This window comes from uncultured Campylobacter sp., from assembly GCF_937890585.1.
In the GTDB taxonomy this organism is placed as follows: domain Bacteria; phylum Campylobacterota; class Campylobacteria; order Campylobacterales; family Campylobacteraceae; genus Campylobacter_A.
This window is the reverse complement of sequence record NZ_CALACG010000355.1, coordinates 1-13393: the sequence shown is the minus strand read 5'-3', so window position 1 is coordinate 13393 and position 13393 is coordinate 1. Positions and strand designations below refer to the sequence as shown.

The window sequence follows — 13393 nt, the reverse complement described above, 5'->3', positions numbered from 1 at the left end:
GCGCGCAGTCGTGGCAAAAGATGGCTTTGGCTGGCTTGATGAGGTTAAGCCTGATTTTTTGGGACTGCAAGAGATCAAGGTCAAAGAAGATGACGTGCCAAAAGAAATTTACAACCTTGGCTTTAAAGATATCAGTGTAAACTCAGGCGCAAGGGCTGGCTACTCTGGCGTGATGAGCCTTGCTAAATTTGACGTGCAAACGCAAAAAGCGGCTTTTTTTGACGACACGGAGGGGCGAGTTTTGGAGCATAGATTTGATGATATCGTGCTTTTTAACATCTACTTTCCAAACGGCCAAAAGGACGACGAGCGCTTGGCATTTAAGATGGACTTTTACGAGAAATTTCTAGCTTACTGCAAAGAGTTTATAAAAAGCGGCAAAGAGGTGATATTTTGTGGCGACGTAAATACCGCTCACCGCGAGATCGACCTGAAAAATCCAAAGGCAAATGCCAAAACTTCAGGCTTTTTGCCTATTGAGCGCGCGTGGATAGATGAGGTGCTAAAAAGTGGCTTTATAGATACCTTTAGAGCCGTAAATGGCGACGTTGCGGACGCTTACTCGTGGTGGAGCTACCGCTTTAACGCAAGGGCTAAAAATGTCGGCTGGAGGATTGATTATTTCTTCATCTCGCAAGGGCTAAAAGATAGGCTAAAAGACGCCTTTATCTTGCCAGAGATCACCGGCAGCGACCACTGCCCAGTTGGCATCGAGATAGAAATTTAGAGCACTCCCTCTTCTAGCAGGTGGGTGATCAAAATTTTAAAGCCTAGAAATATAAGTATCGCTCCACCTAAAAATAGTGCCTTTTTCTCTAAAATTTCACCCATAAATTTACCGATGTAAAAGGCGGCTAGGCTTAGCACAAAGCAGACTACACCGATGATGAGCGCACTCTTAAATACATTAACCGCTTCAAAGCTAAGCGTGACGCCAACAGCAAGTGCGTCTATGCTCGTGGCAAACGCACCTATAAAAATGGTCTTAATATCCATGCCCAAAGAGTCGCTATCCTCGCTGCTACAGGCCTCTTTTAGCATTTTAAAGCCAAGAAAACAGAGTATAAAAAATGCGATGAAGTGATCAACGGAGCTTATAAATTTAGCAAAGCTAATGCCTAGAAAATAGCCAAGAAGCGGCATGAGAAACTGAAAAAATCCAAGCATGAAGGCTATAAATAAAATTTTGCCAAGGGCAAGGCTTTTATACCTTGCGCCGTTTGCCATATTTAGCGCTGCGCTATCCATGCTAAGAGCGAAGCTAAGAAGTAAAAGCTGCATAAATTCCCCTCAAAAAAGGGAGAATTTTAGTGCAAAAATATTAAATTTATTTTAAGCGTTTAGATATTTTTTGTATGATTTTGCTTTAAATTTGTAAAAAGGAAAGAAAATGAAAAGATCACTTGTTATTCTTTGTGGCGCGCTTGCTTTAAATTTACAAGCCGCAAGCATGGACGATATGATAAATAAAGGTGTCAAAATCGCCACTCACGCATCAAGCGGCGACTATAAAAGTCTAGTTAGCGAGGCGCTAAATGCTGCTGTGAGCGAGCTTTCAAAAGAGGGCTTTATGAACAACGCCACAGCTAAAATCCCGCTTCCAAAAAGCCTTGAGATGGCGTCAAATTTAGCCAAAAAATTGGGCGGCGAGAAGTGGGCGCAGGACCTTAGCAAGTCGATAAACAACGCTGCAACCACGGCCGTGCCAAAGGCTGCAGAAATTTTTAACGAGAGCATAAAAAATATGAGCGAGGCTGACGTGAAAAAGCTCTTTAACGGCGGCAGCGACAGCGTTACGAAGTATCTGCAGGAAAGCTCCAGCCAAAAGCTAAAGGCGGCATTTACACCGATAATTGAGAAAATGATGAGCGATAATAGCTTTGCGACTGCCTATAATGGGCTAAATTCTTTCATCGGTAACTCAGCAAAAAACAACGAAACGATAAAATCAGTCAAAAGCCTAGCTAAAAATTTAGGCGCAAGCGAATATGTGCCAGATGATGGCGAGGATCTAAACGCTTATATCACGAGAAAGACGCTAGATGGGCTATTTAACGTGATGAGCGAGAAAGAAAAGGGGCTAAGAAGCGGCTTTAGCCTAGATAGCGGCAAAAAGGTGCTTGACTCGATCTTTAAATGAGAAATTTAAGCGCTCAAAATAGAGCGGACATCGCTCTTATCGTAGTTGCCATCGTCTGGGGCGCTACGTTTTTACCCATGGCAAACGCACTAAAAACAAATGGCGTCTTTGTCATGCTCTTTTGCCGGTTTTTTCTCTCGGCTATCTTTATGGGCTTTGTCGCGCTTAAATTTACTAAGAAATTTGATAAAAAGAGCGTCTTCTACGGCGTTATCCTTGGGGCGGTGCTCTTTTTATCATTTGCCACGCAAACTTACGCTCTAAAGATTACTTTTAGCTCGAGTGTCGCCTTTATCACGGGGCTTGAGTGTGTGATAGTCCCTTTTATGGCGGCGGTGTTTTTTAAAAATAAGATAAGTATTTTTGCTATTTATGGTGCACTCATCGCTATTTTTGGGCTTTGGCTCTTAAGTGGCGCCACGCTCGCACTTGGGGCTGGAGAGGCTTTGGCTTTGATCTGCGCCATATTTTACGCACTTTACACGACGCTAAATGGCCACTTTGTAAGAAAGAGCGAGCTTTATCTGCTTGTCTTTGTGGTCTTTCTCACAAATGCCCTACTCTCGCTTGTTTTTGCATTTTTTCAGGGCAGTATCGTGCCAAATTTTGATCGGGAATTTTTCATAGCGATATTTATCACGACGGTGATTGGCACCATATTTTGCTACTTTGTGCAAACGATCGCTCAAAGATATACGACCGCTAGCAAAGCGGCCTTGTTTTTCTGCCTAGAGCCAGTCTCTGCAGGGCTCATTGGCTACTTTTTTGCAGGCGAGATGCTTAGTATCTGGCAAATTTTTGGAGCCATGCTCATCATCTTTGGCGTCATTTTTAGCGAATTTGGCAAGCAAATTTGCTCTAAATTTAAGCTTTAAAAGACAAAAAGCTTCATTTGAGAGTCAATTTTCTCGTCTATGAACTCGCCGTCAAATCTCTCTTTTAACATCGCTAAAACCGCCTTTTCATCGTAGTTTTTAGCTCCGTTTATCTCAAGGTGCCAGCAGATATTTTCAGCTGCTTCTTGCACGCTTCGTCTAGCGATCCTAGTTTCGTTTAAAATTTCACTCTTATAAGCGATGCCTTGCTCATTTAGCCACGCTTCAAGCCTATCTACGATATTTTTTTGAGAGAGCACGCGGCCAAATTTCTCAAAAAATGGCTCAAGTAGGTCAGAGCTTCTAGGCTTGTCCCAGCCAAGATAGAGCTTTTGCTTGGCGCAGTTTTGAAATTTAGCAAAATCCTCGTCGCTTATAATGGCCGGGCTCATCGTGCAAATGGCGATATCAAAGTATTTTTTAGGTTTAAATTCTCTCCATGAGCAAACCTCGCTGCTTAAATTTGTCACGCCAAATCTCTTTGCGTCCTCGTTTAAAATTTCTATCATCTTTTCAGAGCTATCAATGCCTGTTATATGTTTAGCAGTTTTTGATAAAAATATGCTCCAAACGCCCGTGCCACAGCCTATATCTAAAATTTCTTTACCGTTAAAGTCTATCCCCCAAGCCAAAGCTTTGCTATAAATTTGCTGCTGGATAGCGCTGATCTTGCCGTCAAATCTTTGGTAGTTTGACGCCTTTTTATCCCATAAATTTTGCATTTTAGCTCCTCTTTTTGGTTATAATTTTAGCAAAAAAGGTAAAAAATGAGATATTTTATCTACCGAGTCCCCACCCCGCCACAAGCCATAGACATGCACGGACACATGAACAATGTCTATTATTTCACGCTTATGCAAGAGGCCGCATTTGCCCACTCTACCGCTGTTGGTGACACAGTCGAGGCGCAGTATAAAAGGGGTGAAATTTGGCTTATTAGAAAAAATGAAGCAAAATATATAAAGAGCGCAAAGCTGATGGATAAGATAGAAATTCACACCTACACGCAAGCCGATGGCAAGGCGACATCTTGCAGATATTTTGAGTTTAAAAAGGATGGCGAGCTAATAGCAACTGGCAAGACGGAGTTTGTCTATATCGATCTAAAGACAAATCGCCCAAAAGCGATCCCAGCTGAGATCATCGCGCTTTACTCGTGACCGCACTCGTCGCAAACGCCCTTTATCACGGCACTTTTGATATTTTTAGCGACGTTTAGGCGAGGCATATCGATGTTTGTCACCTTGTGGCAGACGTCGCAGATGAAGTAGGCTTTGGCTTCATTCGCCAGCTCGTAGTAGCTCTTGTGGTTGTTTTCGGTTTTTATGACGAGATTTTCTTTCTCAAAAATTTCCATACTTCTATAAAAGGTCGTCTTGTTTGCGTCAAGAATTTGCAAAATTTCATCATAGCTTAGCGGTGCTTTGGCGTTTTGCAAAATTTCAACAAGCTTTATGCGAAGCGTAGTGGCCTTGATATTGTGCTCTTCTAGGAAATTTCTCGCGTTCATCTTTGCCCTTTTTATTTTGCGTATATTAACGCTAAAAGATTTAAACTATATTTAAAAGAAAAGGCTAAATTTAGGCTTTTGAACTTTAAGTTGCAACCAAGTTGCATTTTGCTAAACTTCGCAATTATTTTTTAAAGGAGAGATAATGAGAAAAATTATCGTTTTTTTAGCTGTTTGTGCTTTGTCTCTTTTTGCAAAGCCGGTTGTGACTACTAGCATACTGCCAACGAAATTTTTCGTTGAGCAGATCGCTGGAGATACGCTAGATGTAAATACGATGGTTGGCAAGGGCGCTGATCCGCACACCTACGAGCCAAAGCCAAAGCAGATGAAGGAGCTTGAAAAGAGCGAACTTTACTTTGCTATCGGCATCGAATTTGAGGATGCGTGGCTGGATCGCTTCTCAAAGACATTTAAAAATTTACGCATCGTAAAGACGCAAGAAGGCATCGAAAAGATCGCTATGAGCGAGGGGCACGAAGGTCACGAGCACCACGAGCATAAGCACGATGGCGAACATAAACATGAACACCATGACCACGAAGCTGGCGAGCACCATCATCACCATGACGGCCTTGACCCACACATCTGGCTTGACCCTATCTTGGTAAAAACTCAAGCTGATAACATCGCTAAGGCACTAATCGAGAAATTCCCGCAAAATGCAAAGCTTTATGAGGAGAATTTGGCTAAATTTAAAGCTAGCCTTGACGAGCTTGACGCCTTTATCAAAAATGAGCTAAAAGATGTCAAAACTCGCGAATTTATCGTATATCACCCATCTTGGGGCTACTTTGCAAAGCGCTATGATCTAGAGCAGATAGCTATCGAGGTCGAGGGTAAAGAGCCAAAACCAGCTGAGCTAAAAGAGCTTATAGAAGAGGCCAAAGAGCACGGTGTAAAGGTCATTTTCGTAGCTCCGCAGTTTCCAACAAAGGCTGCAAATTTGATCGCAAAAGAGACTGGCTCAAAGGTCGTCATGATAGATCAGTTGCCTGAAAACTGGTTAGCCGAGATGAAAAAAACGGCTGAAATTTTTGCAAAAAGTCTATAGAAATGTTAGCACGCCTGATCGTCATTTGCCTACTAACCATAAATGCCTTCGGGTGTGCTCTATGCTCGCTTTATAGCCCAACTGCTCACGTTAGCGCGAAATTTGTCGCACACGAAAATAACATCACGCAAATAGCCTTTACTTGGACATTTTCGCAAAATTTCTCAGAGCTGATGAAGCAAAATTTTGATCTCAATCAAGATGAAAAGATAGACGAAAAAGAGCTAAGAAAGATCCGCTTAAATTTGCTAGACTACCTCGTGCCAAGGCACTATCTAACGGACATTGAGTATTATTACAAGGACGAAAACGCCACTAAAATAGAGCCAAATTTAAATAATTACAAGCTCTATTTTGATGAGGGCAGGCTTAAATTTGACGTGAGTTTTAAGACAAATTTAGTGATAGCTGACGGACTTGTCGTATCGGTTGATATGGAGGACAAAGAGAGCTATTTTAACTTCAAATTTACGCAAAATAACGCATTTTTGGTGGGTGAAAGCTTCTGGGCGATACCAAATTCAAACTCAAATTTGATATTTTTTACATTTTCAAGCAAAGAAGCGGCCAAAGCTCACAATGAAAAGCCAGCGCTTAAAGAGCTGCTAAAAGAGCCAGTAGCAGGCGCGAGCGATGAGAATTTAAGCCAGATAGATAAGATCGATGAGGCTAAATTTGACATCGTCTCAAAAACTAGCCTAAGCTTGCTTGATAGGCTAAAGCAAATTTTAAGAAGCGTGGATTACAAAAGTCCGCTTGCGCTGCTATTTTTAGCGTTTATCTCATTTGGCTATGGCTTCTTGCACGCTGCTGGCGCAGGTCATGGCAAGGTGCTAACAAGCTCATATTTTGCCGCAACTGGTGGCAGCTACAAAAGGGCGTTTTTATTTGCGTTAAAGATCGGCTTTTTGCATGTTGTGGGTGCATTTGTCTTTGTCTTTGCTAGCTTTTTGCTGCTTCGTGAAGTTAGCAGCGACCTCACAAAGGACACAGCTAGCATAACGACCGCGTTTTCTGGAGTTGTGATCTTTTTTGTGGCGATTTTTATGCTCGTTAAAAAGATCAAATTTTATCTCTCAAACAAAAATGAGACTAAATTTTATATTTTTAGATCAAATCTAAGCCAAAATTTGAGTAAAAATACAAAATTTAAAAGCGAATGCGGTTGTCAAATTTGCTCCACTAAAAAGCCAAAGAGCAAAGAGGAGTGGCTAGTAGCGGCTGCTGCGGCTCTTGTGCCCTGTCCTGGCACGATACTAGTCTTTGTGCTGGCAAATGAGATAGGTAGCTACTTTGCTGGCGTGATAAGTGGCCTGTTTATGGCGCTTGGCATGAGTGTGGTGATATTTGTAGCGGCAGTTTTTGGCTCAAAGATCAGCACGAACATTAAGCTAAAAAAGTTTAAAATCTACGCAGAATTTGCAGCCCTTGGCATCATGCTTTGGCTTGGACTTTTCATTTTTGTCACGACATTTACGCAAAAGAGCCTGTTTTGAAAGATATTATAAAAATTAGAAATTTAAACTTTAGCTACGATAAGCAAGTCGTTTTAGAGGGTATTAACTTAGACTATAGTAGTGACGAGTTTTTAGCGATAATTGGCCCAAATGGTGGGGGCAAAAGTACGCTTTTAAAGCTCATTTTGGGTCTGCTTAAGCCTCAAAGTGGCGAAATTTTACTCTTTGGCAAGGCACCAAGCGAAGTTAGCAAATTTATAGGCTATGTGCCGCAAAATTTCCTCTCAAATCAAAGCTTTCCGATGATGGTTTTAGAAGTTGTTTTAATGGGGCTAATCGATAAAAAAATCTTTGGTTTTTACTCAAAAAATGAAAAAGCTCTAGCGATAAGTGCCCTTGAAAAGGTCGGCATGAGCGAGTTTGCAAACGCTAGGATCGGCGAGCTAAGTGGCGGTCAAAGGCAGCGCGTCTATATCGCTAGAGCGCTTTGTGCAAATGCAAAAGTGCTTATCCTAGACGAGCCAACAGCCAGCATCGACACAAAAGGGCAGGCTGAAATTTATGAAATTTTAAAGGGCATAAACGAAAATGGCGTTGGTGTGGTTTTAGTTAGTCACGACCTAAATATCGTGCTAAATTACGCTACAAAGATCGCTTACGTGAGTAAAAATTTACACATTCATAAAACGCATGAAAACCTTGCTAAGAGGGAATTTATCGAGCATCTAGCTAGAACGCATAGCCATTTTTGTGATGTCGAGATCGCACTTGGCGAGTGTGGCTGCGAAAAAACAAAGAGCAATGTTTTTAAATTTTAAAGAGAGAAAATGAGTGAAATTTTAGAGTTAAATTTTATGCAAAATGCCTTTATTGCGAGCATTTTAGTAAGCATAATATGCGGCATGATAGGCTCGCTTGTCGTGATAAATAAGATGACCTTCATCGCTGGAGGCATCGCACACGGCGCATATGGCGGCATAGGACTTGCCTTTTTCTTCTCACTCGAGCCACTTTTTGGTGCGAGCATATTTTCGCTATTTTTAGCGCTCATAATAGCCACGATCACGCTAAAAGATAAGACAAACATCGACTCTGTAATAGGTGCTATTTGGGCGATTGGCATGGCTATTGGTATTATTTTCATCGACCTAACGCCTGGCTATAACGCTGATCTTATGAGCTATCTTTTTGGCTCAATCCTTGCAGTTAGCGGTACAGATATTATCTTTATGAGCGTTTTAGACCTCTTGTTTTTGGCACTCATCGCGCTTTTTTACCGCCAGTTTGTGGCGATCAGCTTTGATGCGGAGTTTGCAAGGCTAAGGGGCGTAAATACCACTTTTTTTCACTATCTGCTAGTTTGCATGATGGCGCTTTGCGTGGTGGCTACGATCCGCGTGGTGGGGCTAATACTTGTCATCGCTCTACTTACCATACCGCCTTATATTGCGCAAATTTTTGCCAAAAGACTTGGGCTAATGATGCTTATCTCAACCATTTTTTCTATCATTTTTTGCTTTATCGGCCTTGTGATCAGCTTTTATTTCAACCTCACAGGCGGAGCTAGCATCATCTTAGTCGCCTCGCTTTGCTTTTTTGCATTTAGCTTTAAATTTAAAAGCTTGCGCTCGTAGCTCTTTTTAACCTAAAAAGCGTCCAAGCCAAAAAGCAAATCGCCGTAAAATAGACGCTAAAAAATAGCGCTAGCCACATAAATTTGATCTCAAGTCCTAGCCAAAAGACTACCACGTAAAAGAGCGAGCATTGAAGCACGAGCTGTCTAAAGCCATTTAGTAAAAAGATCGCCACTGGGCGTTTTATCGCTTGTAGCGTGCTGCCTGAGATGTTTATCGTGCCGTAAGCCATGTAGGCAAGTGAGTTGATGCCAAGGTAGAGCTTTGCCACTTCTAGCACGGCTGGCGTGCTATCAAAGAGCTTGATCGCACTCTCGCCAAAAAGCCTTATAAAGATGTAGGCAAAGGCGCAGTAGATGAGCAAAAAAAGAAGCGATAGTTTGTAGCACTGCATCGCTCTTTGAAAGCTCTTAGCGCCGTAGTTTCTTGAGATGATACTAAGCACTCCTGCTGCCATGCCGATGGTTGGAAGCACTAAAATTTGCTCGATCCTTAAGGCTATGCCATAACCTGCCACTGCATTGACGCCGTAAAAGCTTACAAATTTTAAAAGCACGAGCGAGCCAAGCGACATTGAGAGGTAGTTTAGACAAGCTGGCAAAGCTTGCTTTAGTATCTTTGCCCAGACGGCGAAATTTGGCACGAAGTAGCCTAAATTTCTGGGCTCTATCATCTTGCTTTTTCTAACTTTAAAAAAGAGATAGATCATACCTAAAAACTGCACGCTAGCTGTTGCTAGAGCAAGACCTTTTACGCCAAGAGCAAAGATAAAAGCAAAAAGATAGCAAAAAAATGCGTTGATAAAAAGGCCGCAAAATAGCCAGTTGCGGTAGCTTTTAGTATCGCCAAGTGCGACAAGTATGCCATTAAGCGATTTTATAAGCAAGAAAAATGGAGCTGCAAGAAAGATGACGCCAGCGTAGTCAAGTGCCTCTTTTATATAGTGGTGATCGGCGCCTAAAAGGATCAGTAAATTTGGCGCTAGTAAATAGCCACAAAGCCCCATAAAAAGGGCAAAAAGAAGCACAAAGATGATGCCATTTGAGGCGTAAAGTTTAGCCATTTTTGGTTTGTTTGCGCCTAGGCTGTTGCCAATTAGCGCGGTGAGTGCCGAGCCAAAGCCAAGCCCGATGCCAACGACACTTAGATAGAGCAAAAAGCTCATCGCCATGCCAGCGACGGCTATGGTAGAAATTTTAGCGGCGAAAAATGTGCCAGTGACGTTGTAAAGGGTGTTAAACATCATGCCCACACCAGCTGGCAGCGAGAGTGAGATGATTAGTTTATTTAGCGGGTCTTTTAGTAGGTCCAAGCTGCCTTCTTGTTAAATTTCATATGAGCTAAGTTCTATCAAATTTCCATCAAAGTCGTAAATATATAAACTCTTCATTACCCCAAGTGCTCCATTTCGCTCAACGACGCCAAGCTCGATCTCTACGCCTTTTGCAAGAAGCTCTGAGCGCACGTCTTCTATGTTATCTTCAACTATTAAACATATATCAGCACTGCCCTTTGTTGGATGCTTTGCCGCAGGTAAAAACTCGCCCTCAAACCTATGTAAATTTATCTTTTGCGAGCCAAAATTTAGGCTAATGTGACCGTCTTTCTGGGCTAGTCGCATGCCTAAAATGTCGCAGTAAAATTTAAGCGCCTCTTTAACGTCGCTTACTACGATCACGATGTGATCTAAATTTTTTATCTGCATTTTGGCTCACACTTTTTATTTTTGCTCTCTTAAAGCCCTTTTTCTGGCGTAGATATTTAGGCATTCAACCGCTAGTGAGAAGCCCATCGCAAAGTAGATGTAGCCTTTTGGCACATGCACACCAAAGCCATCAAGCACGAGCGCAAAGCCAACAAGCACCAAAAATGCTAGTGCGAGCATTTTTATCGTTGGGTTGTTATCGACAAATTCAGAGATCGCCTTTGAGGCAAACATCATGACACCAACTGCGATGATGACAGCAAGTATCATGATATCGATGTGCTGAGCCATACCAACTGCGGTGATAACGCTATCAAGCGAAAAGACTATGTCTAAAATGCCTATTTCTAGGATAGTTGCAAAAAATCCTGGATGAGATTTGCTCTCGTGAGCCTCTTCATGCTTGCCAGTGACGTTTGCGTGGATCTCCATTGATGATTTTACTATCAAAAATAGACCGCCTATTATGAGCACCAGATCGCGCCCAGTGATGCTAAGCTCGCCTATGCTAAAGAGCGGCTTTGTAAGCTTCATGATCCAAAATAGCGAAAGTAGCAGGATGATCCTAGTGATCATCGCAAAGCCAAGCCCTAAAATGCGGCCTTTGCCCCTTTGCTCTGGTGGCAGCTTGCCCACTAAAATAGCAATAAATATGATGTTATCTATGCCTAAAACTATCTCCAAGCCAGTTAGCGTAAGTAGCGATATCCATGCCTCTGGCGAACTCAACCATTCAAACATTTACTTCCTTTGTTAAAATTTTTATTATGCTTTGGGGCAAAATTTCATGCTCTATGGCGTGAATTTTGGCTTCCCACTCATCTAAACTCATGCTATCCTCACGCTCAAACGCCCTTTGCGCGATCAGTTTGCCCCCGTCAAGCTCCTCGCTCACATAGTGCACGCTCACGCCGCCTATCATCATATCGCTCTCAAAGCTCTCCTTTATCGCATGTGCGCCCTTAAAAAGCGGTAAGATAGAAGGATGTAAATTTATAGCTTTTACTTGCGTCGTAAAAACTGGCGTTAGTATCCTCATGAAGCCTGCAAGCACCGTTATATCAGCCCCACTTTTTAAAATTTGCTCCACCAAAACAGCGTCAAATTCCTCACGATTTTTAAATTTAGCACTCTCTATTATCGTCGTTTCAAGCCCAAATTTCTTAGCACGCTCTATACCAAATGCACCAGGCTTGTTACAGATACAAAGACAAACTTCGATCTTTACGCCGTTAAAAATTTGATTATGAACTTTTTTAAGTATCGCTTCTAAATTTGAGCCACTGCCGCTAAAAAGCACGGCTATCTTTTTTGTAAGCATTTTACTCCTTTGATGATGTCTGTTGGCTCGAGCGCGTAGCTGTTTTTGCCAAAATTTCTAAGGCTAAGCGCATGAGCTAAAGTGGCTGAGATGGCAGCATTTAGTGGCTCATAGCCTTGAGCCAAAAGTGCTAGCACAAGACCGCTTAGCACGTCGCCGCTACCGCCTTTTGCAAGCGTGTTTTTGCCATAAGGCATGACGTAAATTTGCCCCTCTTTGGCGATTATAGTGTTTGCCCCTTTTAGCACAAGAACAGCCTTAAATTTCTCACTCCAAGCTCTAGCATAGGCGTGTCTGTTCTCTTGCAAAGTTTGCACATCTATATCGGCTATTTTGCAAATTTTTAAAAGCGAGCAAAACTCCTTTGGATGAGGTGTCAAGACGCAGTTCTCATCTAGCAGGTCAAGCACTTTTTGGCTGTAAAAGATATCAGCGTCAAGAACAAGCTTTTTGCCCTTTAAATTTTGCACCTCAAGCTCTTCTATGTCTTTTTTGCCAAGCCCCATGCCAAGGGCTCCAGCGTTCATTTTCTCACTTATCTTGCTAGCTTGCATGATATGTGTTGGTAAATTTAAACCTTGCTCGCCTATCACGCTAACTAGCCCAGCCCCAAAGGCAAATGCCGCCTTTGCGCAAAGCTTGCTAGCTCCCACATGCTCGCCAGATATGATAAATGCATGGCCAAAGTCGCCCTTATTTACGCACTGATTTTTTCTATTTGGAAGCATGAGATCACTTTTTTCAAGCAGGTGATAGTCACTCTCGCACTCGTAGTTTTGCGAGCTTATGCCAAGAGTGGCGACCTTTATCTTGCCAACGTAGTCTTTTGCTGCGTCGCTATAAAGCCCAAGTTTTTTAGCTCCCATTGTGATAGTGGCGTCTGCTTTTACGCAAGCGCCAAGCACCTTGCCATCGCTACTTAGCCCACTTGGCACGTCGCAAGCGATGATATAAGCGGGGCTAGCGTTTATTTTTGAGATGAGACCGACTAAATTTTGATCCAAAGCTCTATTTAGCCCTGAGCCAAAAAGCCCGTCTATGAGGCATTTTGCTCTATTTAAGCTATTTTCTACATCTTTGCTCTCACGCACACCAGCAAATTTAGCTCGCTCGAGCTGTTTGGCGGCAAGTGGCTTTAAATTTTTACTAGCTAGGATAAATTCACACTCATACTCGCCCTCTAGCATCCTTAAAGCGCAAAGCACGTCAGCGCCGTTGTTTCCGCTACCGCAAATGCCAAGCACTCTCTCGCCTTTTTTAAATTTCTTACGGATAAAATTTGCTATGGCTATGGCTGCGTTTTCCATTAAAATCTCTTCGCTAAGGCCAAATTTCTCGCTCGCTAGCTCGTCCAAAACTCTCGTGTCTAAATATAAATTTTTCATTCTATGCCCTAAAACTAAGCGCCTCTAAGATGTGCGGCTTTAAAATTTGCTCGCTCTCATCAAGATCGGCGATGCTTCTAGCCACTCTAAGCGTCCTTTTTATGCCCCTTTGAGAGAGATTGTACTTTGTGGCGGCCTTTTTTAAAATTTCACTTGCCTCAGCGTCTAGCATGCAAAATTTAGCCACCTGCGCGTCATTTAGCTTGCCATTTAGCTCCATTTGATCACGCTTTTTTTGAAATATAAAGGCTTTTAAAACCATCTCGCTCATCTGCTGCTGTCTCTTATACACATCTGACGCTGCCGACGAAT

Annotated in this window: 16 protein-coding genes and 1 pseudogene; 8 read left to right on the top strand and 9 right to left on the bottom strand. The window is 42.5% G+C overall.

All coding sequences use genetic code 11. The features are described 5' to 3' along the window. Positions 1 to 727, top strand: a 727-nt coding sequence (locus Q0296_RS10740) for an exodeoxyribonuclease III (RefSeq protein WP_298040439.1), incomplete at its 5' end; no start/stop codon positions are given. On the opposite strand, the gene Q0296_RS10735 is transcribed toward Q0296_RS10740, so the two are convergent. Further along, positions 724 to 1281, bottom strand: coding sequence for a manganese efflux pump MntP family protein (locus Q0296_RS10735; protein WP_298040437.1), 558 nt, complete (start codon positions 1279 to 1281; stop codon positions 724 to 726). The two genes, Q0296_RS10740 and Q0296_RS10735, sit on opposite strands and share 4 nt — an antisense overlap. A gap of 109 nt (positions 1282 to 1390) precedes the next feature. Between Q0296_RS10735 and Q0296_RS10730 the strand changes: the two genes are divergently transcribed. Next, a complete protein-coding gene (locus Q0296_RS10730; protein WP_298040435.1) occupies positions 1391 to 2140 on the top strand; it encodes a DUF4197 domain-containing protein in 750 nt (249 codons plus the stop codon). Next, a complete protein-coding gene (locus Q0296_RS10725) occupies positions 2137 to 3015 on the top strand; it encodes a DMT family transporter (RefSeq protein WP_298040432.1) in 879 nt (292 codons plus the stop codon). The genes Q0296_RS10730 and Q0296_RS10725 overlap by 4 nt, the downstream gene beginning before the upstream one ends. On the opposite strand, the gene Q0296_RS10720 is transcribed toward Q0296_RS10725, so the two are convergent. Further along, entirely contained in the window at positions 3012 to 3737 is a 726-nt protein-coding gene (locus Q0296_RS10720; RefSeq protein WP_298040430.1) for a class I SAM-dependent methyltransferase, read from the bottom strand. The two genes, Q0296_RS10725 and Q0296_RS10720, sit on opposite strands and share 4 nt — an antisense overlap. A gap of 45 nt (positions 3738 to 3782) precedes the next feature. Between Q0296_RS10720 and Q0296_RS10715 the strand changes: the two genes are divergently transcribed. Continuing rightward, the gene (locus tag Q0296_RS10715) at positions 3783 to 4175 is read left to right on the top strand and encodes a thioesterase family protein (protein WP_298040428.1); all 393 of its coding nucleotides are present in this window, start codon (positions 3783 to 3785) and stop codon (positions 4173 to 4175) included. Here the strand turns inward: Q0296_RS10715 and Q0296_RS10710 are convergent. After that, positions 4166 to 4525 carry a transcriptional repressor gene (locus Q0296_RS10710; RefSeq protein ID WP_103598258.1) on the bottom strand — a complete coding sequence of 120 codons (360 nt, stop codon included), beginning with the start codon at positions 4523 to 4525 and terminating at the stop codon, positions 4166 to 4168. The two genes, Q0296_RS10715 and Q0296_RS10710, sit on opposite strands and share 10 nt — an antisense overlap. Positions 4526 to 4670: 145 nt before the next feature. Between Q0296_RS10710 and Q0296_RS10705 the strand changes: the two genes are divergently transcribed. Genes Q0296_RS10705 through Q0296_RS10690 form a run of 4 tightly spaced genes read left to right on the top strand, consistent with a single transcriptional unit; the run spans position 4671 to position 8670 of the window. Beyond that, entirely contained in the window at positions 4671 to 5579 is a 909-nt protein-coding gene (locus Q0296_RS10705; RefSeq protein WP_298040424.1) for a zinc ABC transporter substrate-binding protein, read from the top strand. A 2-nt stretch (positions 5580 to 5581) separates the two neighbouring features. Continuing rightward, the gene (locus Q0296_RS10700) at positions 5582 to 7075 is read left to right on the top strand and encodes a DUF1007 family protein (protein ID WP_298040421.1); all 1494 of its coding nucleotides are present in this window, start codon (positions 5582 to 5584) and stop codon (positions 7073 to 7075) included. Continuing rightward, on the top strand, positions 7072 to 7854 hold the full coding sequence (locus Q0296_RS10695) for an ABC transporter ATP-binding protein (protein WP_298040419.1): 783 nt from the start codon (positions 7072 to 7074) through the stop codon (positions 7852 to 7854). Before Q0296_RS10700 ends, Q0296_RS10695 begins: the two co-directional genes overlap by 4 nt. 9 nt (positions 7855 to 7863) lie before the next feature. After that, a complete protein-coding gene (locus tag Q0296_RS10690; protein WP_149704803.1) occupies positions 7864 to 8670 on the top strand; it encodes a metal ABC transporter permease in 807 nt (268 codons plus the stop codon). On the opposite strand, the gene Q0296_RS10685 is transcribed toward Q0296_RS10690, so the two are convergent. The 6 genes and pseudogenes from Q0296_RS10685 to Q0296_RS10660 form a co-directional block, all read right to left on the bottom strand. Continuing rightward, positions 8651 to 9982, bottom strand: a complete 1332-nt coding sequence (locus tag Q0296_RS10685; RefSeq protein WP_298040415.1) for an MATE family efflux transporter — start codon at positions 9980 to 9982, stop codon at positions 8651 to 8653. The two genes, Q0296_RS10690 and Q0296_RS10685, sit on opposite strands and share 20 nt — an antisense overlap. Positions 9983 to 9994: 12 nt before the next feature. After that, positions 9995 to 10375: a VOC family protein gene (locus Q0296_RS10680; RefSeq protein WP_298040413.1), complete on the bottom strand. Its 381-nt coding sequence runs from the start codon at positions 10373 to 10375 to the stop codon at positions 9995 to 9997. 15 nt (positions 10376 to 10390) lie between these two features. Next, positions 10391 to 11116, bottom strand: a complete 726-nt coding sequence (locus tag Q0296_RS10675) for a TerC family protein (protein ID WP_298040411.1) — start codon at positions 11114 to 11116, stop codon at positions 10391 to 10393. Further along, complete coding sequence (purN, locus tag Q0296_RS10670) at positions 11109 to 11696, bottom strand: phosphoribosylglycinamide formyltransferase (RefSeq protein WP_298040409.1); 588 nt, start codon at positions 11694 to 11696, stop codon at positions 11109 to 11111. The genes Q0296_RS10675 and purN overlap by 8 nt, the downstream gene beginning before the upstream one ends. Then, on the bottom strand, positions 11678 to 13081 hold the full coding sequence (locus Q0296_RS10665; RefSeq protein ID WP_298040407.1) for an NAD(P)H-hydrate dehydratase: 1404 nt from the start codon (positions 13079 to 13081) through the stop codon (positions 11678 to 11680). The genes purN and Q0296_RS10665 overlap by 19 nt, the downstream gene beginning before the upstream one ends. A 1-nt stretch (position 13082) precedes the next feature. After that, positions 13083 to 13393, bottom strand: a pseudogene (locus tag Q0296_RS10660) (ATP-binding protein); the annotation flags it as partial.